The organism is Frigoribacterium sp. AP1 (genome assembly GCF_056680555.1).
In genome coordinates this window covers 649,923-672,273 of sequence record NZ_CM155288.1, presented here as the reverse complement: position 1 = coordinate 672,273, position 22,351 = coordinate 649,923, and the positions used below count along the sequence as shown (strand labels likewise).

The 22,351-nt window shown below is 72.5% G+C and carries 16 protein-coding genes; 12 read left to right on the top strand and 4 right to left on the bottom strand.

The features are described 5' to 3' along the window. Positions 1 to 26: 26 nt before the first annotated feature. The 4 genes from araB to AC1MBW_RS03165 all read left to right on the top strand — a co-directional run bounded on the left by araB (position 27) and on the right by AC1MBW_RS03165 (position 5,238). On the top strand, positions 27 to 1,844 hold the full coding sequence (araB, locus tag AC1MBW_RS03180) for a ribulokinase (protein ID WP_480025413.1): 1,818 nt from the start codon (positions 27 to 29) through the stop codon (positions 1,842 to 1,844). Beyond that, entirely contained in the window at positions 1,841 to 2,554 is a 714-nt protein-coding gene (locus AC1MBW_RS03175; RefSeq protein WP_043595113.1) for an L-ribulose-5-phosphate 4-epimerase, read from the top strand. Before araB ends, AC1MBW_RS03175 begins: the two co-directional genes overlap by 4 nt. Further along, positions 2,551 to 4,080 (top strand): L-arabinose isomerase, encoded by a 1,530-nt coding sequence (gene araA, locus AC1MBW_RS03170; protein WP_480025412.1) that lies wholly within the window; start codon positions 2,551 to 2,553, stop codon positions 4,078 to 4,080. The genes AC1MBW_RS03175 and araA overlap by 4 nt, the downstream gene beginning before the upstream one ends. Before the next feature lie 144 nt (positions 4,081 to 4,224). Then, on the top strand, positions 4,225 to 5,238 hold the full coding sequence (locus AC1MBW_RS03165; RefSeq protein ID WP_480025411.1) for an LLM class flavin-dependent oxidoreductase: 1,014 nt from the start codon (positions 4,225 to 4,227) through the stop codon (positions 5,236 to 5,238). Between the two features lie 139 nt (positions 5,239 to 5,377). On the opposite strand, the gene AC1MBW_RS03160 is transcribed toward AC1MBW_RS03165, so the two are convergent. Beyond that, positions 5,378 to 6,814, bottom strand: a complete 1,437-nt coding sequence (locus AC1MBW_RS03160; protein WP_480025410.1) for a mannosyltransferase family protein — start codon at positions 6,812 to 6,814, stop codon at positions 5,378 to 5,380. 70 nt (positions 6,815 to 6,884) lie between these two features. Between AC1MBW_RS03160 and AC1MBW_RS03155 the strand changes: the two genes are divergently transcribed. The 5 genes from AC1MBW_RS03155 to AC1MBW_RS03135 all read left to right on the top strand — a co-directional run bounded on the left by AC1MBW_RS03155 (position 6,885) and on the right by AC1MBW_RS03135 (position 15,905). After that, positions 6,885 to 7,991 (top strand): helix-turn-helix transcriptional regulator, encoded by a 1,107-nt coding sequence (locus tag AC1MBW_RS03155; protein ID WP_480025409.1) that lies wholly within the window; start codon positions 6,885 to 6,887, stop codon positions 7,989 to 7,991. Between the two features lie 109 nt (positions 7,992 to 8,100). Beyond that, entirely contained in the window at positions 8,101 to 9,408 is a 1,308-nt protein-coding gene (locus tag AC1MBW_RS03150; protein WP_480025408.1) for an alpha/beta hydrolase, read from the top strand. 229 nt (positions 9,409 to 9,637) lie between these two features. Continuing rightward, positions 9,638 to 12,829, top strand: coding sequence for a S8 family serine peptidase (locus tag AC1MBW_RS03145; protein WP_480025407.1), 3,192 nt, complete (start codon positions 9,638 to 9,640; stop codon positions 12,827 to 12,829). A 549-nt stretch (positions 12,830 to 13,378) separates the two neighbouring features. Then, positions 13,379 to 15,100 (top strand): Ig-like domain-containing protein, encoded by a 1,722-nt coding sequence (locus AC1MBW_RS03140; RefSeq protein WP_480025406.1) that lies wholly within the window; start codon positions 13,379 to 13,381, stop codon positions 15,098 to 15,100. A gap of 136 nt (positions 15,101 to 15,236) precedes the next feature. Further along, the gene (locus tag AC1MBW_RS03135; RefSeq protein WP_054147012.1) at positions 15,237 to 15,905 is read left to right on the top strand and encodes an endonuclease/exonuclease/phosphatase family protein; all 669 of its coding nucleotides are present in this window, start codon (positions 15,237 to 15,239) and stop codon (positions 15,903 to 15,905) included. Between the two features lie 148 nt (positions 15,906 to 16,053). Here AC1MBW_RS03135 and AC1MBW_RS03130 read toward each other — a convergent pair whose 3' ends face one another. Then, the gene (locus AC1MBW_RS03130) at positions 16,054 to 16,332 is read right to left on the bottom strand and encodes a hypothetical protein (protein ID WP_054147011.1); all 279 of its coding nucleotides are present in this window, start codon (positions 16,330 to 16,332) and stop codon (positions 16,054 to 16,056) included. A gap of 332 nt (positions 16,333 to 16,664) precedes the next feature. Between AC1MBW_RS03130 and AC1MBW_RS03125 the strand changes: the two genes are divergently transcribed. Both AC1MBW_RS03125 and AC1MBW_RS03120 read left to right on the top strand, forming a co-directional pair. After that, positions 16,665 to 17,504 carry an aldo/keto reductase gene (locus tag AC1MBW_RS03125; protein WP_054147010.1) on the top strand — a complete coding sequence of 280 codons (840 nt, stop codon included), beginning with the start codon at positions 16,665 to 16,667 and terminating at the stop codon, positions 17,502 to 17,504. A gap of 173 nt (positions 17,505 to 17,677) precedes the next feature. Then, positions 17,678 to 18,442: a Pr6Pr family membrane protein gene (locus tag AC1MBW_RS03120; protein ID WP_480025405.1), complete on the top strand. Its 765-nt coding sequence runs from the start codon at positions 17,678 to 17,680 to the stop codon at positions 18,440 to 18,442. Here AC1MBW_RS03120 and AC1MBW_RS03115 read toward each other — a convergent pair. Together AC1MBW_RS03115 and AC1MBW_RS03110 are read right to left on the bottom strand one after the other, a co-directional pair. Then, the gene (locus AC1MBW_RS03115; protein ID WP_480025404.1) at positions 18,373 to 19,893 is read right to left on the bottom strand and encodes a flavin monoamine oxidase family protein; all 1,521 of its coding nucleotides are present in this window, start codon (positions 19,891 to 19,893) and stop codon (positions 18,373 to 18,375) included. The genes AC1MBW_RS03120 and AC1MBW_RS03115 overlap by 70 nt on opposite strands. 175 nt (positions 19,894 to 20,068) lie before the next feature. Then, positions 20,069 to 20,866 (bottom strand): alpha/beta fold hydrolase, encoded by a 798-nt coding sequence (locus AC1MBW_RS03110; protein ID WP_480025403.1) that lies wholly within the window; start codon positions 20,864 to 20,866, stop codon positions 20,069 to 20,071. A gap of 520 nt (positions 20,867 to 21,386) precedes the next feature. On the opposite strand from AC1MBW_RS03110, the gene AC1MBW_RS03105 reads away from it, so the two are divergent. Then, a complete protein-coding gene (locus AC1MBW_RS03105; RefSeq protein ID WP_480025402.1) occupies positions 21,387 to 22,232 on the top strand; it encodes an NAD(P)H-hydrate epimerase in 846 nt (281 codons plus the stop codon). The last annotated feature ends 119 nt before the right edge of the window (positions 22,233 to 22,351 follow it).

The following is a 22,351-nucleotide window of genomic DNA, read 5'->3' as shown; positions in this document are numbered from 1 at the left end:
CTTTCGCATCAGGACAAGGACGTTCCATGGCCGAGACCGCCATCCCCTCCGACTCGTCGACCGGGGTCCCCGATCCCGCCGGCAGCTCGGCCGACACGTACGTCGTCGGCGTCGACTACGGCACGCTCAGCGGCCGGGCCGTCGTCGTCCGTGTCCGTGACGGTGCCGAACTGGCCAGCGCCACGTTCGAGTACCCGCACGCCGTCGTCGACCGCACCCTGCCCGGCACGGGCGAGCGTCTGCCCGCCGACTGGGCCCTCCAGGTGCCGTCCGACTACGTCGACGTGCTGAAGAACGCGGTGCCCGAAGCCCTCCGTGCGTCGGGCGTCGACCCCTCCGCGATCGTCGGCATCGGCACCGACTTCACGGCCTGCACCATGGTGCCGACCACCGCCGACGGCACCCCGCTGAACGAGCTCGACCGCTTCGCCGACCGACCGCACGCCTTCGTCAAGCTGTGGCGTCACCACGCCGCCCAGGGGCAGGCCGACCGCATCAACGAGCTGGCCGCCGAACGCGGCGAGTCGTGGCTCCCCCGTTACGGCGGGCTCATCTCGAGCGAGTGGGAGTTCGCCAAGGGCCTGCAGCTGCTCGAAGAGGACCCCGAGGTCTACGCCGCGACCGAGCACTGGGTCGAGGCCGCCGACTGGATCGTCTGGCAGCTCAGCGGGCGCTACGTGCGCAACGCCTGCACCGCCGGGTACAAGGGCATCTACCAGGACGGCGAGTACCCCAGCCGCGAGTTCCTCGCGGCGCTCAACCCCGACTTCGCCGACTTCGCCGAGACCAAGGTCGTGCACGAGATCGGCGCCCTGGGCGACGTCGCGGGCACGCTGACCGCCGAGGCCGCCGGCTGGACGGGCCTGCCAGAGGGCATCGCCGTGGCCGTCGGCAACGTCGACGCGCACGTCACGGCCCCGGCCGCCAAGGCCACCCAGCCCGGTCAGATGGTCGCCATCATGGGCACGAGCACCTGCCACGTCATGAACGGCGACAAGCTGGCCGAGGTGCCCGGCATGTGCGGCGTCGTCGACGGCGGCATCGTGGACGGGCTCTACGGCTACGAGGCGGGCCAGTCCGGTGTCGGCGACATCTTCGCCTGGTACGTGAAGAACCAGGTGCCGCAGTCGTCGGTCGACGCCGCCGCGGCGGCCGGCAAGAGCGTGCACCAGCACCTCACCGACCTCGCCTACGAGCAGCCCGTCGGGGCCCACGGCCTCGTCGCGCTCGACTGGCACAGCGGCAACCGCTCGGTGCTCGTCGACCACGAGCTGAGCGGCGTCATCGTCGGCCAGACGCTCAGCACGACGCCCGAAGAGGGCTACCGCGCGCTGCTCGAGGCCACGGCCTTCGGCACCCGCCGCATCGTGCAGGCCTTCGAAGAGTCCGGCGTGCCGGTCACCGAGTTCATCGCCGCGGGCGGTCTGCTCAAGAACGCCCACCTGATGCAGACCTACAGCGACGTGCTGCGCCTGCCGATCTCGACCATCACGAGCGAGCAGGGTCCCGCCCTCGGGTCGGCCATCCACGCCGCCGTCGCCGCGGGCGCCTACCCCGACATCCGGTCGGCGGCCGAGGCCATGGGCAGCGTCGACCGGGCGACCTACGTGCCCGACGAGGCGGCCGCCGACGCGTACGACGCGCTCTACGCCGAGTACCTCCTGCTGCACGACTGGTTCGGTCGGGGCGGCAACGACGTGATGCACCGCCTGCGCGCGATGCGTCGTGAGGCGACCCGTGCCTCCTCGGGTCCCTCGGCGACCGCCGAGAGTGCCCGGGGTGCGGACGCGGTCGAGCAGGATGCCACCGCCTCGGCCACGAGCGACGCGCAGGTGACCGCATGACCGGCTGGATCGACCGCTCGACGCAGGCGGCCATCGACGCGACGCGAGAAGACGTCGCGACCCTGCACGCCGAGCTCGTGCGTTACGGACTGGTCGTCTGGACGGGTGGCAACGTCTCGGGTCGTGTGCCCGGCACCGACCTCTTCGTCATCAAGCCGAGCGGCGTGCTCTACGACGACCTGACGGCCGAGAACCAGATCCTCTGCCGTCTCGACGGCACCGTGGTCGAGGGCACGCCGGGCAGCGACCGCAGCCCGTCGAGCGACACCGCCGCTCACGCCTACGTGTACCGCACCATGCCGCACGTCGGGGGAGTGGTGCACACGCACTCGACCTACGCCACGGCCTGGGCCGCTCGCGGCGAGGCGATCCCGTGCGTCATCACGGCGATGGCCGACGAGTTCGGCGGCGAGATCCCCGTCGGGCCGTTCGCGATCATCGGTGACGACTCGATCGGCCGCGGCATCGTCGCGACCCTCGAGGGGCACCGCAGCCGGGCCGTGCTGATGCAGAACCACGGCGTCTTCACCATCGGCAAGGACGCGCGCGACGCGGTCAAGGCCGCCGTCATGACCGAGGACGTCGCGCGGACCGTCCACATCACCCGCCAACTCGGCGAACCCATCCCCATCCCGGCAGAGAGCATCGACGCCCTCTTCGACCGGTACCAGAACGTCTACGGCCAAGCGCCGGCAGGAGAGTTGAAATGACCAGTGACACCCTCGACCCCACCGCCTTCCTCGCCTCGCGAGAGGTGTGGTTCCTCACCGGCAGCCAGGGCCTCTACGGCGAAGAGACCCTCAAGCAGGTCGCCGACCAGTCGCGTGCCATCGCCGACGAGCTCGCCGCGGCCTCGGACGTGCCCGTGCGCCTCGTCTGGAAGCCCGTGCTGACCGACGCCGACGCGATCCGCCGCACCATGCTCGAGGCGAACCTCGACGACTCGGTCATCGGCGTCACGGCCTGGATGCACACGTTCAGCCCGGCCAAGATGTGGATCGGCGGCCTCGACGCCCTGCGCAAGCCGCTGCTCCACCTGCACACGCAGGCGAACGTCGCCCTGCCCTGGGCCGACATCGACTTCGACTTCATGAACCTCAACCAGGCCGCCCACGGCGACCGCGAGTTCGGCTACATGCAGACCCGTCTCGGCGTGCCGCGCAAGACGGTCGTCGGCCACGTCAGCGACCCGCGCGTGCAGCAGCAGGTGGGCACGTGGATGCGCGCCGCCGCAGGGGCCTCGGCCATGCGCTCGCTCAAGCTGGCCCGCTTCGGCGACAACATGCGCTTCGTCGGCGTGACCGAGGGTGACAAGACCGAGGCCGAGCTGGCCTTCGGCGTCCAGGTCAACACCTGGGGCGTCAACGAGCTGGCCGAGGCCGTCGCGGCGGCGTCCGAGTCGGCGATCGACGAGCTCGTCGCCGTGTACGAGGCCGAGTACGACGTCGTGCCCGCGCTGCGTGCGGGCGGCGAGCGTCACCAGTCGCTGCGTGACGGCGCGGCGATCGAGATCGGTCTGCGGTCCTTCCTCGAGGCCGGCGGGTTCAGTGCGTTCACCACGAACTTCGAAGACCTGGGCGCACTGAAGCAGCTGCCCGGCCTCGCGGTCCAGCGTCTGATGGCCGAGGGCTACGGCTTCGGGGCCGAGGGCGACTGGAAGACCTCGGTGCTGGTGCGTGCGGCCAACGTGATGGGCGCCGGGTTGCCGGGTGGCGCCTCCTTGATGGAGGACTACACGTACCACCTCGTGCCCGGCGAGGAGAAGATCCTCGGGGCCCACATGCTCGAGGTCAGCCCGGCGCTGACGTCGGGCCGCGCCTCGCTCGAGGTGCACGCACTCGGCATCGGCGGCAAGGACGACCCGGTGCGCCTGGTCTTCTCGGCGGACCCCGGCCCGGCCGTCGTCGTCGCGATGAGCGACGTGCGCGACCGGTTCCGCCTGACGGTCAACGTGATCGACGTGGTCGACCCCGACGAGGACCTGCCGAACCTGCCGGTGGGGCGCGCGGTGTGGAAGCCCCGCCCGTCGTTCGCCGTGTCGGCCGAGGCGTGGCTGACGGCCGGAGCCGCGCACCACACGGTGATGTCGACCGCGGTCGGGCTCGAGGCGTTCGAAGACCTCGCGCGCATCGTCGAGACCGAGCTGCTCGTCATCGACGAGGACACCCGCATCCGCGACTTCCGTCACGAGGTCGCCTGGAACGCCGCGTACCACCGCCTCGCCCGCGGCCTGTAGGCCTCGCGGCCGGCTCGCGCGTCTCGCGCGGTTCGCACAACGAGTGGTCCCGGATCGTCCTTCGCCCGTCGGCGAAGGACAGTTCGGGACCACTCGTTTCCGGTCTCGGGGCATACGGCGACGCCCGTCGTTGTTCACCCCCGCATGAGCATTCCCCTCTCGATCCTCGACCTCGCCCCCGTCGCACCCGGTCAGACCGTGCGCGAGAGCTTCGCGGCCTCCGTGGCCCTGGCGCAGCAGGCCGAGGCGAGCGGGTACCGGCGGGTCTGGTACGCCGAGCACCACAACATGGCGTCCATCGCCTCGAGCGCGACGTCGGTGCTCATCGCCCACATCGCGAGCCAGACCTCGACGATCCGTCTCGGCTCCGGAGGCGTCATGCTGCCGAACCACTCGCCACTGGCCATCGCCGAGCAGTTCGGCACCCTCGAGACCCTGCACCCGGGCCGCATCGACCTCGGCCTCGGCCGCGCCCCCGGCAGCGACCAGGCCACGTTCCGCGCCATGCGCCGCGACCCCTCGTCGTCCGAGCGCTTCCCGCAGGACGTCGTCGAGTTGCAGGCCTTCCTCGCGGGGGAGTCCCGCGTCGCCGGCGTCCAGGCCGTCCCCGGTGCCGGTACGAACGTGCCGCTGTACATCCTCGGCTCGTCGCTCTTCGGCGCGAAGCTCGCCGCCGCCCTCGGTCTGCCCTACGCCTTCGCCTCGCACTTCGCGCCCGGCGACCTGATCGACGCCGTCTCGGCCTACCGCCGAGATTTCCAGCCGTCCACCCAGCTCAGCGAGCCGTACGTGCTCGCCGCCGTCAACGCGGTCGTCGCCGACGACGCGGACGAGGCCGACGCCCAGTTCGCCACCATGAAGCGTCAACGTCTGATGATGCTGCTGCGCCAGAGCGGCCAGATCGACCCGACGCGCGAGTTCGGTGACGACGAACTCGACCACCTGCTGCGCACCCCGGTCGGCCAGCACGTCCAGACCATGACGACCTACACCGCCGTCGGCACGCCCGGCGACGCCCGAGAGTACATGGAGCAGTTCGCCCGCACCGCCCAGGCCGACGAGCTGATCGTCGCGCACGCGGCCTCGTCGACGGAGGCGCGCCTCCGGTCGGTCGCGCTCCTCGCCGACGCGATGCAGCTGGTCCCCGCCGCCGCGTAGCACGCCGCGCCATCGGGGGAGACGCGCTGCGCCCTGCCCGCCGGACACCGCCGAGTGGACGAGACACCGTGACATGCGACGGTGCCGAGTCTGCTCGGCGGTGCTCTCGTCGTCGCAGCCCGTGGCTACGCCACGACGGCTACGGCGCGGTGAAGAGGAAGACGAGGACGACGGCGACCGGCTGCAGCGCCGCACCGCCGAGCAGCATGGTCCGGCGCAACCACGGCCGCGACGAGATCGCGGGCGTGCCGAGCACGGGGCTGAGTGGCATGAGCAGCCGGAAGAGGCTCTGCTGCGGCAGGAACACCGCGACGAGGTAGGCGAAGAAACCCGCGACGAAGGCGACGACCTCGTGGCCGAGCCGCAGGGTCGAGCGGCGGGTCATCCAGAACGTGAACGACGCGACGATGGCCAGTACGAGCACGACGCCCCCGATGCCCAACCAGCGGCCCGCCAGCAGGAACCACGGCGTCAACGGCACGAACGCCGGGCGGCCGACGTAGTCGACCCACCAGGCCATCTCGGTCTCGAGGTAGGCGTCCGACTGGCCCGTGACCACGTGGGCGACGACCGGCCAGGCGAGTCCCGCCGCGGCCATCGCCAGCCCCGCCACGACGATCGTCGTCAGCTCGTGCTTGGGCATCCGACCGCCGACGACGAACTCGCGCAGCCCGGCCCAGGCGCGTCGGGCCGACGTGCGGGCGGCGAGGACGAGTGCAGGAGGCGCGGTGTCGATCCCGGCGATCCGCGGCGTCCCGGCGTCCTCGGCCGACCGCGTCGTCGCCCCGGTCGGCGCGGCGGCGGCAGCGGCGGTGGCACGGCCCGCGCCCGCGCCCGCCGGCGGGCCCTCGGGCCGCTCCCGCTCGGTGTGCCAGCGCACGATCAGGTGGATGCCCAGCGCCAACGCCAGGGCGAGCGCCCCGGGTCGGACGAACGACGCCACGATGCCCGCCGCCGCCACGAGTGGGTAGTTCCGTCGCTGCATGGCGAGAAGGCCGCCGAACATCAGCAGCAGGAAGAGGCTCTCGGCGTAGCCGACCGACATGACGAAGGCCATCGGCCCGAAGCAGAACAGCAGCACGGCCCAGAGGGCGCCGGTGTGTCCGACCTTCGTCACGAGCAGGCGGTGGAGGACGATCGCCGCACCGGCACCGAACACGGTGGCGAGCAGCGGGGCGGCGACGATGAAGTCCATGCCCGTGGCCACCATCAGCAGGTGGCAGAGGTACGGGAAGACCGGCAGGAACGCCCACTCGTTCGGCAGCACCTCGCCGGTCGCGTCGGTGGGCAGGGTCGACGGGTAGCCGTGCAACGCGATGGTGCGGTACCGGTCGGCGTCCCACGACGACGTGAAGTCGAGGAAGCTGCGGTCGCTTCCCGGCGTGATGAAGGTCGCACCGGCCAGTTTCGCGACCTCGTAGACGGCGAAGAGGACGCTCGTCGAGAACAGCCGCGACGCGAGGTAGACGACCAGCACGCTGCGCCAGCTGCCCGAGAACCGACCGGCGAGATCGACCGAGAAAGCGGGTCGGCGCAGCCTCGCCGCCGACGGCGACGCGATCGTCTCGCGGCTCACCGCCCCGCCCCGTGTCCGGTCATCTGGACGACGCTACCAAGAGTCGGCTGGGACGGGGCAAGATCGACACGTGCCCCTTCCGTCCTTCGCCGCCCTCGGGATCGACGACGTGGCGGTCGCGGTCTACCGTCATGTCGTCGCCGGGGCCGGGGTGGCGGACGCCGCGGGAACGGCGGCCGGGCCGACGCCCGAGGCCGTGGCACGGGCCGTGCACCTCGACGAGGCGACGGCCCTGGCCGCCCTGGAGCGCCTCCGTTCGCTCGGGCTCGTCCAACGGTCGGCGGGTGGCGAGGGCTACGGGGCCGTCGACCCGCGCGTGGCCGTCCCGGCCGTCGTCGCGGCGCGAGCCGACGCACTCGTCGAGGTGCGGGCGGCGGTGCCCGAGCTCGGGGCGCTCTTCGACGAGGGTCGCCGCCCGCACGACGCGGACGAGCTGACCCGGGTCGTCGTCGGTCACGCGGCCGTGGGCGACTGGTACTCGCGGCTCGAGCACCGCGCGACCACCGACTTCGTCGCCTTCGACCGTCCGCCTTACGTGGTCGCGTCGAACGAGTCCACCCAACGGGTCGCCCTCGGGCGCGGGGTGCGCTGGCGGGCGGTCTACACGGTCGCCAGCATCTCGGCCGACGGCAGCTGGCAGGGCGTGCACCGCCTCGGCGCCGACGGCGAAGAAGCCCGCATCACCCACGACCTGCCGGTCAAGCTCGCCGTCGCCGACCGCCGCGTCGCCCTCGTCTCGATCGGCCACGACCCCGACCGGCCCGAGGCCCTCGTGACCGAGTCCGAACCGCTCGTCGCCGCGCTCCACGACCTGTTCGAGGCCCGGTGGCGCAGCGCGTTGCCCGTGCCGGGCACCCCGGGTGCCGGTCGCGCCGCGGTCGACTGGGCTTCGGTGGCCGCGCGACTGGCGGCGGCGTCGTCGACCATGACGTCGCCGTCCGGCGTCGCCACCCCGACCCCGGACCAGGAGGCGCGGCTCGCGATGCGACCTCCCACCCCCGCCGAGCGCGACCTGCTCGCCCTCGTGGCGGCGGGGGCGACCGACGAGGTGATCGCGGGTCAGCTCGGCATCTCGTCCCGCACGCTCCGGCGGCGCCTCCACTCCCTCTTCGACGAGCTCGGCGCGAGCAACCGGTTCCACGCCGGAGTCGAGGCCGCCCGTCGGGGCTGGGTCTGAGTCAGGCGACTTCCAGCCTGCTCACGGCTCACCCATCGAGTCGCCTCGGTAGCGTCCCGGACGTGACCGTCCTGCCCCGTCTCGAGCCGTCGTGCTGAGGTTCTCGCTGGTGTCCGCCGGCACCCTCGCCGTCGTCTACGCGGTGGCCGGGACGCTCGTGGTCCTGACGCTGCGTCGCCCACGCCGGGCGCGCAGCTGGTGGCGGTGGGTCGTCGGGGCCGCAGCCCTGGGGGCCGGGCTGGGCGCGCTGGTCACCTGGTGGCTCGGAGACGTCGAGGACGTCCTCGACGTCCCGCCCACCTGGGTCGACCGGCTCTGGGTCGGGGCCCTGCTGGTGGTCGTCAGCACGGCCGTGGTCGCCGTGGTCCGTGGAGGCGCCGGCCGCCGAGTGCTCGCCGTGTCGACGGTCGTCGTGACGGCCCTCGCCACGGGACTCGCGATCAACCGGGACGGGGGGCTCTTCCCGACCGTGGGAGCGTTGCTCGGCATCTCGGACGTCCCGGCGCTCGTCGTCCCGGCCGCGCAGACGGCGGCGGTGCGGGCCGGCCGGACGTCGACCCCGGCCGCCCCCGACCTCGGTCGCACCTGGCGGGCACCCGCCGACCTGCCGTCGCGGGGACGGCTCGGCAGCGTCGCCATCCCGGCGACCGTGTCCCACTTCGACGCGCGGGACGCCCTCGTGTACCTGCCGCCCGCCGCGCTCGTGGCCGATCCGCCGCCCCTGCCCGTCGACGTCGTCCTGTCCGGACAGGGCCCGGGTGCCGCCCCCGAGAACCTCGTCGACGCGGGGCGGATGGTCGAGACGCTCGACACCGTCGCCCACGCGCACGACGGCCTCGCGCCGATCGTCGTCATGCCCGACCAGCTCGAGCGACCGACGAACAACCCGATGTGCGTCGACGGCCCGCTCGGGCACAGCGAGACCTACCTGACGGTCGACGTGCCCCGGTGGATCACGAGCCACCTCTCGGTCCAGGCACCCGGCCGGGCCTGGGCGGTCTCGGGCTTCTCGCAGGGCGGCACCTGCTCGCTCCAACTGGCGGCGGGGCACCCCGAGCTCTTCGCCTCGTTCGTCGACGTCTCGGGCCAGATCGGGCCGCGGCTCGACGGGGGAGCGTGGGCGACGGTGGAGCGCGGCTTCGGCGGCGACCGGGCGGCCTACTCCGCGGCCCAGCCGCTGGCCGTGCTGGCCGCACGAGCCCCCTACGCCGACAGTGCCGGGTTCTTCGCGGTCGGCGGGACCGACTCTCGCTACGGGCCCGTGATGCCCGTCGTCTCGGCGGCCGCCCGGGCAGCGGGCATGGACGTCACGCGCGAGGTGGTACCCCGCAGCGGCCACGACTGGGCCACGGCGTCGCGCGGGCTCGGCACGGGGACCGCGTGGGTGGTGGCTCGGCTCGGGCTGACGAGGCCGTAGCGGGGTGCGGCGAGGCGACCGTCCGCCGAAGGGGGGACGGCGTCGGTGCCCCACCCGCGCCTCCTCGTGTGAACTCTCTGGCCGAAGCCGGTCAGTGGCCGGTTTCGGCCATGCCCCCCACTAGAGGGTCACGGACATTCACAGGTAGTTCTTATGGATCGACCGCGGCCCGGGGCCGCGGCGCACCACCGACAGCACGTCCCGGACGACGTGCATCGAAAGGCGATCCGTGATCACACCATCCGGCCGACGCAGGCCGACCGCTCCGCCCCGCACCCGTCTCCGTGGCGGTTTCGCCACCCTCCTGGCCACCGGCGTCGTCGCCGCGGGCCTCGTCGCGGTGCCGGCCACCGCCTCCTTCGCCGCGGACGGCCCGGCCGTCGTGGGCGACAGCCAGTTCGCCGACGGCAAGTACATCGTCACGCTGCGCGAGCCGGCGGCCGCGACCTACGAGGGCGGGCAACCGGGCCTCGCCCGCACCGCCGTGCCCGAGGGCAGCGACCTCGACGCGCAGAGCGCTCCCGTGCAGGACTACGCCGAGCACCTGAAGGGTGTCCAGCAGGACGTCGCTGCGGCGGCCGGCGCGACGGTCGAGGCGAGCTACGCCATCACGACGAACGCCTTCGCGGCCGACCTCACGGCCGCCCAGGCCGCGAAGCTCGCGAGCGACCCCTCGGTCGCCGCCGTCTCGAAGAACGAGCTGCTCAAGCTGCAGGCGACACCGTCGACCGAGTTCCTCGGCCTCGGCGACGCCCAGGGGAACGGCGGCGTCTGGGACGCCGTCGGCGGACGCGAGAAGGCCGGCGAGGGAGTCGTCGTCGGCATCATCGACTCGGGCATCGCGGCGGGCAACGCCTCGTTCGCCGGTGACCCCCTGGGGTCGGCCAGCGACACCGAGCCCCACCTCGACGGCGACCGGACCGTCTTCGCCAAGGGCGACGGGGGCACCTTCACCGGCGTGTGCCAGACCGGCGTGCAGTTCGACGCGGGCGACTGCAACACGAAGCTGATCGGTGCGCGCTACTTCGTCGACGGCTTCGGCGTCGGCAACATCGGCACCGAGGAGCAGGGCGAGTACCTGTCACCCCGTGACGGCAACGGCCACGGCTCGCACACGGCGTCGACCGCCGCGGGCAACGCCGACGTCGAGGCCACCATCGGCGACCGCTCGTTCGGCACCGTCTCGGGCGTCGCCCCAGCCGCCAAGATCGCGGCCTACAAGGTCTGCTGGGACGGCCCCGACCGCGTCGCCACCGACGACGACGGCTGCGCCACGCTCGACCTGATCGCCGCCATCGAGGCCGCGGTCACCGACGGCGTCGACGTCATCAACTACTCGATCGGCGGAGGCGGGGCCACGAGCACCTTCTCGGCCACCGACCAGGCGTTCCTCGGCGCGGCCTCGGCCGGCGTCTTCGTGGCGGCCTCGGCCGGCAACGACGGCCCGACCGCGACGACCGCCGACAACGCTGCGCCGTGGATCACCACGGTCGCGGCGTCGACCATCCCCAGCTACAGCGCGACGGTCCAGACCGCCGACGGCACGGACTACCTGGGCGGCTCGATCACCGTGCCCACCGGCACCGACGGCCTGACGGGCGACTTCGTCTCGTCGACCGCCGTCGCGGCCGCCGGGGCCGACGCCACCGCGGTGACCCTCTGCGCGCCGGACACGCTCGACCCGGCGAAGGCCGCCGGCACGATCGTGCTCTGCGACCGCGGCGTCTACGACCGCACGGCCAAGTCGGCCGAGGTCGAGCGCGCCGGCGGCATCGGCATGGTGCTCGTCAACCCGACGAGCAGCTCGGTCGACCTCGACGAGCACGCCGTCCCCACCGTCCACCTCAACGCCGACGACTACGACGCGATCCACGCGTACGCCGACACCGAAGGTGCCACCGTCACCCTGCTCGACGGCAATCCGGGCGCACTGCCCGAGCCCGCCACCCCCCAGATCGCCGGCTTCTCGTCGCGCGGACCGGTGATCGCCGACGGCGGCAACCTGCTGAAGCCCGACATCTCGGCGCCCGGCGTGGCGATCCTCGCCGACGGCGCCAACGCGAAGGGTGAGCCCGGCACGTACGAGTTCCTCTCGGGCACGTCGATGTCGTCCCCGCACATCGCCGGTCTGGCCGCGCTCTACCTCTCGAAGAGCGTGCACCCCGACTGGACCCCCGACGAGGTCAAATCGGCCATGATGACGACCGCCTACGACCTCGTCGGCGAGGACGGCGCTCCGAGCCAGGACGTCTTCGCCCAGGGCGCCGGGCACGTCGACCCGACCGCGTTCCTCGAACCGGGGCTGCTCTACGAGAACGGGCCGGCCGACTGGCAGGCCTACGTCGACTCGATCGACACCGTCGAGGGCACCGACTCGTCGCTCAACCTCGCGTCGATCAGCGTCGGCTCGCTGGCCGGCACCGCCCAGGTCACCCGCACCGTCACCTCGACCGAGGCGGGCACCTACACGGTCGCCCCGATCGAGATGGACGGCGTCACGGCCACGGTCGAACCCTCGACGTTGACGTTCGGCGCCGCGGGCGAGGAACAGGACTACACGGTCACCTTCACCCGCACGACGGCCGCGCTCGACCAGTTCGCCACCGGCTACCTGACCTGGTCCGACGGAACCCACGACGTGCGCAGCCCGCTCGCCGTGCGCCCCGTCCAGCTGCAGGCCCCGGCCGAGGTGACCGGTGAGGGCGCCACGGGCGAGAAGGCGTTCGACGTCACGGCCGGAGACGCCCTCGAGCTGCCGCTCACCACCGAGGGCCTCGCCGCCGGGCAGGTCACGACCGGTTCGGGCACGGCGGGCACCGCGGCGGCCGAGACGCCGGTCACGATCGCCGAGGGCACCACCCACGCGCGCTTCGTGCTCGACAGTGCCGACGACACGGCCGACCTCGACCTGCTCCTGTACACGGCCGGCGCCGACGGTGCGCCCGACCAGCTCGCGGCCTCCTCGGCGACGGGTTCGGCGGACGAGCAGATCGACCTCGACGCCCCCGCGGCGGGCGAGTACGTCCTGCTGGTCGACTTCTACAGCGGTGCCGGTCAGCTCGACTACACGCTGACCTCGTACCTGCTCGACCCGGCGTCGGCCGTCGGCGGCCTCACGGTCGACCCGGCCACCCTCTCGGCCGGACTGGGCGAGACGGCGACGCTGACCGCGTCCTGGACGGGCCTGCCCTACGAGCAGACCTTCCTCGGTCGCGTCGCGTACGGCGACACCGGGCAGGTCACCTACCTCACGGTCGCCTCGGGCGAAGAGCCCGAGACGCCCACCGAGCCGGGCCCCGGCCCGGGCCCCGGCCCGGGTCAGCCCGGCCACCCCGGCGGCTGGAGCCTCGGCGACATCCTGCAGTGGATCTGGAACGCCCTCGGCGACCTCTTCCACGGCTGGTTCCCGTGGCGCGGGTAGCACCCGCGGCCTGACGGCCTGACCCACCCCGAGGCGGTGGTCACCTTCCCTGGCGAAGGCGACCACCGCCTCCTCTCGTCCCCGACCGTCGGCAACTCCTGCCCGGTGCGGCGGCGCGGCTCGCCTGTCCGGGTGTCCCGGCCCGTGGTGCGGCGGGAGGCAGGAGTTGCCGACGGGGTCGCGTCCGTGTCGGCAACTCCTGCGCCGTGCGGCGGCGCGGCTCGCCTGTCCGGGTGTCCCGGCCTGTGGTGCGGCGGGAGGCAGGAGTTGCCGACGGGGTCGAACGCGGGGCACCGCATGTCGGTCGTCCCCCCGGTACGGGTCGATCGTCCCCCGCAGCGGGTGGCTCGGGGGACCTTCGGCGTCGCCCGTTCCTCGTCCGGGTGATCTGTCCCCCGAATGGTGGACACTGTCAGGACCCCGGCCCTAGTTTGGGTGTCACCCGAGACGTGACGATCCCTGTTCACCCGACCCCGGCGCCGTACCCGAACACGGCGCCGGGGGAGCAGGTCGAGGCGCGCGTCTACCCCACCCGAAAAAGGCACCACCATGCATTCGCTCACCCTCGCGGGGTCTCCCCGTCGCGGGCGGAGGGCCCTGCGCCTGTCCGCCGCGCTGCTCGCCACCCTCGCCCTCGCCGGCACCGCCGCCCTGACCGGCACCGCGGCTCCGGCCCGGGCCGCCGAGATCGACGGCGCCATCACGGACGTGACGGTCACCCCGACGACGCCGAAACAGGGGACCCAGCTCACCACGACGATCGCCTGGCAGGTGCCTGACGACACCATGGCCGGTGACACCTTCACGCTGACGCTCAGCGAGCACCTGAAGAACCTGCCCACCGACTTCGCGCTCCGCGACCCCGCCACCGGTGCAGTCGTGGCCGACGCCACCGTCGTCGGGACGCGCCCCTACGTGATCACCTTCACGATGACCGCCTACGCCGAGGATCACCTCAACGTCAGCGGCCAGGCCTTCGTCACCTCCGACTTCGAGGGACGCACCACTCCCTCGGGCGTGCCCACCCCCTTCACGTCGACCACGAACGACGGACGCGACTTCACGACCGTCGTCACCCCGACCGGTGTGATGCGAGGCCTCGACCAGCCCACCAAGTACGGCACGTACACCGCCGCCGACCAGGGACGGTCCACGGCCGCCCGCTTCCTCACCTGGCACGTGCTCACCCCGCTCGGAGCCTTCGACTCGGCCACGACCACGGACGTCGTCCCCGCCGGCCAGGCCTGGACCTACGACTGCGACACCGCCGTCTTCGACTCCGTCCGCGTCAAGGCCGACGGGAGCTTCGCCGCCCCTGTCACGGTCACGCCCACGTCGTTCAGCTGCTCGCCCGCCGGCTTCACCGTGAACTGGGGTGCACAGGTCGTGAACGTGCAGGATCGCGTCAACATCGCCGTGAGCCTCCCCGCGCCGACCGGCACCGCGACGCCCGCCCAGACGTTCACCAACCGCGCGACGGTGTCGACCGTCGTCGGCGGCGTCACCACCACCGGCGCGGTCAGCTCGTCCAAGACCCAGGCTTCCGCCGGTGGTGAAGGCAGCGGCGACGTCCCCGTCCCCGCCGTGACCATCACCAAGGGTGACGCCGGGGGCAACGCGGCCGACACGGCCGCCGCCGCCGTCGTCCTCTCCGACGGGACCGCCTCGCTGGCCTACCGCGTGACCAACACGGGTGCCGACGCTCTTGCCGACGTCACGGTCTCGGACGAGGTCCTGGCCAACGGCACCGTCGACGGACTCAGCTGCGACTTCGCGCCCCTCGGCGGCCCGGCGACCGGTGTCACGTGGGCCGGCCCGTTCGCGGTCGGAGCCTCCTTCGACTGCACCGCCGCTCTGACGGGCGTCACTGCCGGTGACGTCGACCACCACGACGTCGGCACCGTGACGGCCCGTGGCATCGAGTCCGGCGAGGCCGTGTCCGCCTCGAACGCCTGGTTCGCCCGAGTCGCCGCCGCGGCAGGCACGCCCACCACGCCGTCGGCCTCCCCGACGACGAACCCCGCAGCGCTCGCCGCTCCCGTGGCGGGTCCCACCGCCCCGGCCGCATCCGCCCCGGCCGTGTCGACGCCTCGCCCCGCCGCCGCAGCCGCGACGACCGGTCTCGCCTTCACCGGAGCCGAGCTGGCCGGCCCGGTCGCGCTGGCCGCCCTGCTCACCCTGCTCGGTGCCGCGCTCGTCGTCTCCACCCGTCGCCGCGCGGCCCGCGCAGCGCTCACCGGTGACGCCGACCGCACCCACCGCGGCGAGTAACCGTTCGACGGGGGGTGCCGGGTGCGGCGGACGTCCTGTCCGCCGCACCCGGCACCCCCCGTTCGTCCAACCTGCACATGCCCGAAACAGACGTGGACTAGGTTCGCTACTCGTGACAGAACACAACGGACACACGATGCGCGTCGTCAGCTACAACCTGCGCGAGCACACGGCCAAGGGCGAGATCCGGTCGCTCGCCGAGGACAACGACGCCGACGTGCTCTGCCTGCAAGAGGCCGACACCAAGGACATCCCCGACGAGTTCGGCGAGTTCGCCCTCGCGGCGTCGACGCACAACAACCGTCTCGGGCTCGCGGCCTACTACCGCCGCTCCCGGTTCGAGTTGTTGGGGACGAACGTCTACGCGCTCAAGAAGTCGATGCACGACCGCGTCATGTCGCCGGCGCACGAGCGACTGCTGGCCATGCACCTGGCCGACCGACAGAGCGGACGTGACGTGCTGATCGGCTCGTTCCACGCCGCCCCGCTCACGGCCACGAACTCCCTGCGCAAGAAGCAGGTGGAGTCGGCGCACCGCCTGATGCGCGCATTGGCGCCGGGCGTGCCGATGCTGATGGTGGGCGACTTCAACTACCCGTGGTTCCACGGCGGTCTGCGCAAGCACATCGAGCGCGACGGCTTCGTGCTGACCCGCAGCTCGACCCCGACCTACCTGGGCTACAAGTACGTCAAGGGCCACTTCGACTTCGCGACGAGCTACGACCTCAAGATCGAGGACGTCGTCACGCTCCCGGCCGGCGTCAGCGACCACCGGCCGATCCTGGTCCGCGCCCAGGGTCTCTGACCCCGCAGCCCTCGGACGGCGCGCGACGGGCCCGGTCACCTCTCGGTGGCCGGGCCCGTCGTCGTGGTGCCGGGGACCGCAGGAGGCGCGGTGCGGCTCACAGCCTCACCGCGCCTCCTCGGGTCGTCGCGCCCGGAGGCGCTGCGAACTAGGCCGCGAGTGCGAGCTCGCGGGCCTCGACCGAGGAGGCCTGCACGATGGTGCGGCTCGGCTCGTGACGCCAGCTGCGGCCGGGGATGACCCAGCCGGCGGCGCCGTCGACGACGACGGACGCACCGACGCGCACGGCGGTGGTGACGTCGTCGCGCCAGGCGCGGACGGCGAACTCGGTGCCGCGGTCGTCGACGACGACGAACTCGACGAGGCGGGCGGTGGTCAGGGTGGGCGCGGTCGTGACCGTGCCGGTGATGCTGATGATGTCGTTCATGATGCTCGATTTCGATGTGTGCTCTGTGTTGCGACAGAATCCGTGGCACGAGGCGCCGGATGGGCGGTCGTGGTCCGCCTGACGGCGGTGGTCGGGCCTGCGGTGACGGCGGCCGGAGAAGTAGGGCAACGATGATCGGTGGTCGTCGTGCGCATCCGGCGAGGTCGTCTCGCGAGGCTTTTCGGGCGGTGCACCGGTGTGGACTCGGTCGGCACCGCACGGGGACTCTGTGAGAAGAGAGCCCCAAGCGACTCATGACTGTAACACGCCCGGGGTACGCGCACCAGTGCTTCCTCGGAAGAAGTGACGGGGGTGAGTGGTTGGCTCTACACATGACCACGATCCCCACCATCACCCTGAACAACGGAATCCAGATCCCCCAGCTCGGGTTCGGCGTCTACCAGGTCGACCCGGCCGAGACCAAGGACGCCACCCTCACCGCGTTCGAGGTCGGCTACCGCCACATCGACACCGCCGAGATGTACGGCAACGAGGCGGGCGTGGGCGAGGCGATCGCCGAGAGCGGCATCGACCGCAGCGAGATCTTCGTCACCTCGAAGCTCAACAACGGCTTCCACAAGCGTGACGACGCCCTGAAGGCCTTCGACGGCACGCTCGACGCCCTCAAGCAGGACTACGTCGACCTGTTCCTCATCCACTGGCCGCTGCCCGGCATCGACGTCGACTACGTCGAGACCTGGAAGGCCCTCGAAGAGATCCACGCCAGCGGTCGCGCCAAGTCGATCGGCGTCTCGAACTTCCAGCAGCCCCACCTCGAGCGCATCCTCGACGAGGGTTCGGTCGTCCCGGTCGTCAACCAGATCGAGGTGCACCCGTACCTGACGCAGGACGCGCTGCGTGAGTTCGGTGTCTCGAAGGGCATCCACACCGAGGCCTGGTCGCCCATCGCCCAGGGCGGCGTGCTGAAGGACGAGACCATCACCGAGATCGCCGAGCGGGTCGGCAAGTCGACCGCCCAGGTCACGCTGCGCTGGCACATCCAGCGGGGCGACATCGTCTTCCCCAAGTCGGTCACCCGGTCGCGCGTGGAAGAGAACTTCGACCTGTTCGACTTCGAGCTGACCGACGCCGACGTGGCCGCGATCACCGCCCTCAACAAGGACGAGCGCACCGGCCCGAACCCGGACGAGTTCAACTACATCCCCAGCTGATCCCCTGATCGGCACGGTGTCGCGCTGCGGTGCGACGCCGAGGCACCGAGGCCGGGCCCGCACGTCGTCACGACGCACGGGCCCGGCCTCGTCACGTCGAGCGTCCGGTGGGCGCCTAGTACGATCGACGTTTCCCCAGACCGCAGCCGACCAGATCCGGAGGGCGTGACACGGTGCGACGGATCGTCGGCGTCCTACGCCTGCTCGCGGCCGCCGTCGGCGTCGTCGCTCTCGTCGCCGACTTCGTCTACGTGCTCGGGTTCAGCACCTTCAGCTCGATCAACTACTTCAGCTACTTCACCCAGCAGAGCAACATGGCGAACGTCGTCGTGCTCGCGATCGCGGCAGTCATGCTGCTGCGCGGGCGCCAGGAACCCGGCTGGTTCGCGGGAGTGCACGCCCTGGTCAGCACCTACGTCATCGTGTCGGGCATCGTGTTCGGCATCATCGTCGCCGAGTCGGCGAGTCACAACTACCGCATCGAGGTGCCCTGGTCGAGCCAGCTGCTGCACTTCGTCATCCCGACGTTCGTGCTCGTCGACTGGGTTCTCGGGCCCGACCGGCCACGGGTGCGCTGGCGGGTGCTGTCGGTCGTGCTCGTCTTCCCGCTCGTGTGGGGCGTGTTCACGATCGTCCGTGGAGCCGACGTCGGCTGGTACCCGTACTTCTTCCTCGACCCGGCCCAGGTGACCTGGCCGGGCGAGTTCCTGCTCTACAACGGCATCGCGCTGGGCACGATCGTCGGCGTGCTCGTCGCGCTCGTCGCGCTCAGCCACGTGCGGCCGCACGCACGGGCCCGGCAGGGTCGCGGGGCCGCGTCGACGACACGCACCGCGCCTCCTGCCGTCGAGGGACCAGGAGGCGCGGGTCAGGACGTCGGGTCGGCCGTCGGCTCGTCGGTGGGCGCGGGGGACCCGGCGGCCACGAGGTCGAGGTAGGGCGCCAGGCTCCGCATGGCCGCCGCCACCGCCGCGTCGTCGTCGAGGGCGTCGACCTCGGTCGCCGCGTCGCCACCCGTCAGCGCGACCAGCACGGGGGCTCCCGTGGCCGGCATCAGGTTGACGAAGAGCCGGTAGGGCGCGTCGTCGTCGATCACGGCCCAGACCGTGGCCTGGGTGGACCAGAAGGCCTCGTCGAAGCGCAGCCAGAGCACCTCGCGCGTGCCGACGCCGAGGGCCTCGATCGCGTCGGTGTGGGTGGACGGCAGCTCCGGTGAGAACTCGGGGACGCCGGTCTTCAGCACCCCCAGGGGGATCGTCGACACGGCACGGTCGACCGAGAGCGACTCGCCCGTGGCGAGTCGCAGCCCGACGCCCTGGTCGCCGTACTGCACGCGGACGACGTTGCTGTCGCGGAGGACGTCCAGGCCGTCGAGCAGGCCCGCCACGAAGCCCGACAGGCCACCCGTCACCACGGAGGCACTGGTGGGCAGCAGGTCGCGTGCGGGGTCGTCGCCGAGGGCCGAGACCGCGAGGTCGTCGGCCTCGGCGCCCCAGCGAGCCGGGAGGAGGTCGTCGAGCACGAGGGCGAGACGGTCGGCGTCCGAGACGCCGTCGGGACCGGGCAGAGCCGAGACCTGGTCGGCCCCGGACCCGGCGAGGGCGTCGGCGACGCTCGTGCCGGAGTCGGCGTCGGTCGTGGTGGAGCGAGCGTCTGCCCAAGACGCGGCCTGGTCGAGTCGGTCGGCGGCGTCGCCGAGCGAGTCGACCGCGCCGTCGGACGTCCGCACCTCGACCGTGTCGTCGAGCGGACGGGTCCGGACGCGGGCGAGGGCGAGGGCGGCCTGGAGGGCCACCGACTCGGGGCCCTCGAGCAGACCGACGCCGAGCTCGACCGGGTAGGGCCAGTCGTCGTCGTGCACGCTGTGCACCCGGCCGCCGACCCGTCCGCGGGCCTCGACGACGACGACGTCGTAGCCGCGCTCGACCAGGGAACGCGCCGCGGTCGCCCCCGCGATGCCGGCGCCGATCACGGCGATGCGCTCGTCGGCCGCGGCGACCTCGGCGACCTGTGCCGCGACGTCGAAGCCCGACTGGCGGGCCCCGTAGACCGTGCCACCCATCGTCGAGGCGACGGCCTCACCGGCGAAGAAGAGCCGGTCGTCGAGCGGGGTGCCGAGCAACCGGCGGCCGGCGTCGGACGTGCCGGGGGTGAGGTGGCTCGTCGCCCCGAGCGAGTAGGGGTCGTCGCTCCACGAACTCCGGCGGAAGGCGGCGGGGACGACCGTGCCGGACCCGGTCGGCGTCGGAGTCGGGGTGGGGGTCGGCGTGGTGGCGGACGGGGTGGGGCTGGCCGTCGGCGCGGGGGGCCCCGTCGTGCAGGCGGACAGCACGAGGATCGCGGCCCCCGAGACCGACCCCGTCAAGAACGCTCGCCGACTGATGCCCATGGTGCGTCCATTCTCGCAGCCGCCGCGCGCGGGCGCGCGCCGGGGGCCGTTCCCGGGGCGTCCTGCGTTCTCGTGCCGCGCCTCCTCGGGCGTCCTGCGTTCTGGCGCCGCGCCTCCCGGGGCGTCCTGCGCTCTGGCGCCGCGCCTCCTGGTCGACGACCCGGCAGGGCGGGCGTCAGGCGTCGACGGTCTCGAGGAAGGTGCGCAGCAGGTCGGTCACCTGGTCGACGGGCAGGAGCGACGAGGCGTGGTCCTGGCCGACGAGCGAGTAGAAGACGGCGGCGGGCATGCGGCGGGCGGCCTCTTGCGACTCGCGGTGGCGGTCGACGTCGCGCGTGCCGGCCAGCAGCAGCGTGGGGACCTCGACCGAGTCGAGCTGGGGGATCGTGAGTCCGCCACCCGTCTCGGCCGCGGTGAAGAAGGCGGCCAGGGCGATCGGGTCGTCCTGCATGAAGGCCAGACGGGTCTCGGGGTCGATCGGGCGGCCGATCGTCTCGCCCCAGCGGTCGACGAAGCGGGCCATGCCGCCCGTCGTCAGGGCGTCGTGCCAGTCGGGCGTGAAGGTCGCGCCGATGTTGCCGTTCATCGGGGCCCAGCTGCCGCCGATCGTGGTCAGCGTGCGGAGGCGCTCGGGCTCGTGCGCCGCGATCGACAGCCCGATGCGGGCGCCGAACGAGTACCCGACGTAGTGCGCGGGCTCGAGGCCGGTCGCGTCCAACACGGCGCCGACGTCACCTCGGTGCAGGTCCATCGCGTACGACCCGGGGTCGTGGGGCTTGCCGCTCTTGCCGTGGCCGCGCATGTCGAGGGCGACCACCGTGAAATCGCGCTGCAGGTCGCGCAGGTAGCCGAGGCCCCGCCAGGTGCCGCGCGAGAGGCCCGAGCCGTGCACGAGCAGCAAGGGCGGGCCCTCACCGTCGACCTCGTAGGCGATCTCGGTGCCGTCGACGGGGTTCGGGGTGGTCGCACGCATCCCGACAGTCTGGCAGCGCCGTGCGGCCCGTGCAGGTTGTGGTCGTAGTGCTCGCTGCGCTCGTTCTGCTCGTTCTGCTCGCGGGGCGGCGTCTCGATGCTGCTCGCCGTGGGGTTCGTCCGAGGAGTCGTGGTCCGTGTCTCGTGGGCCGTGGGCCGAGTCTCGTGTCTCGTGTCTCGTGTCTCGTGTCTCGTGTCTCGTGTCTCGTGGTCCGTGGTCCGTGGTCCGTGGTTCGTGGTTCGTGGGGCGTGTCTCGTGGGTCGTGTTTCGCTCGGTGTCGGCAACTCCTCCTCGGCGCCGCCCGTGCCTGCCGAGTTCGGCTCGGCCGGTCGCGGCTGCATCTCGGCTCAGGAGTTGCCGACTCGGTCTGTGCCGCACGGGCGGGTCCCGCGTCGGGCACGAAGCGGACGGAGATCGGCGGCGTGGGGTTCGAAGGGTGACCAGGACTCGGCTCGGTCGGAGGTGGGCCACGACCACGCAGGCCCGGTCCCTCGGCGGGGGAGGAGAGGAGGCTGGACGCATGGTCGAGGCATGGACGGCGGCACAGATCCGCGAGGCGGAGCGCCCGCATCTGGAGGCGGGGGAACCCCTGATGCGGCGGGCTGCCGACGGACTCACGGGCGTCGTGCGCGAGATGGTGCGCGCCTCCTCGCGTTCTCGGGACGGTCGTGCGGGTCGGGTCCTGCTGCTCGTCGGAAGCGGCAACAACGGGGGTGACACCCTCTACGCCGGGGAGTCGCTCGCTCGCGAGCTCGTGCCGCAGGGCGGCACGGTGACCGTGGTGCCGGTGGGGTCGCGGGTGCACGAGGCCGCCCTCGCCGCGGCGCTCGCGGCAGGGGCCGTCCTCGACGACGCCGAAGCGTGGTGCGATCCTGCCGTCGTGGCGGCAGCTCTGCCCGGGTACGACGTGGTGCTCGACGGGCTGGTGGGGACGGGCTCGAGGGGTGCGGGGCTGCGGGGAGACGCGTTGCGCGTCGTGCGGGCGGTGCTGCCGGTGGTCGCGGATGCGACGCAGGGTGCGGGTGCGGGTGCGACGGGGAGTGGAGGCACGGCTCTGGCGTCGGGGACGGGCGCAGGGACTGATGCGGCATCGCATCCGGGTGGAGGTGCAGCCCCGGCGGGCGCCTCTGCGGCGCTCGCTCCACGCGTGGTCGCCGTCGACGTTCCGAGCGGCATGGGAGTGGACGACGGGGCGCTCCCTGATCCGCCCTTCGTGCTTCCGGCGGACGTCACCGTCACGTTCGGTGGCCACAAGGTCGGGCTGCTCGTGAGCCCGGGCGCGGAGCGGGCCGGGCACATCGTCCTCGTCGACATCGGCATCGGCGCCGACCTCGCGCGCATGCCCCCCGCGGTGTCGATCTCCTGATCTCCGCCCCTGTCCCGTCCCGTCCCGCCCCTGTCACCCCTCCCGCCCCTGTCACGCCTTCCTCCTGTCACGCCTCGTCTCGCCTCCCGCCCCGTCGTGAGGTGCATCCTGGACACTGC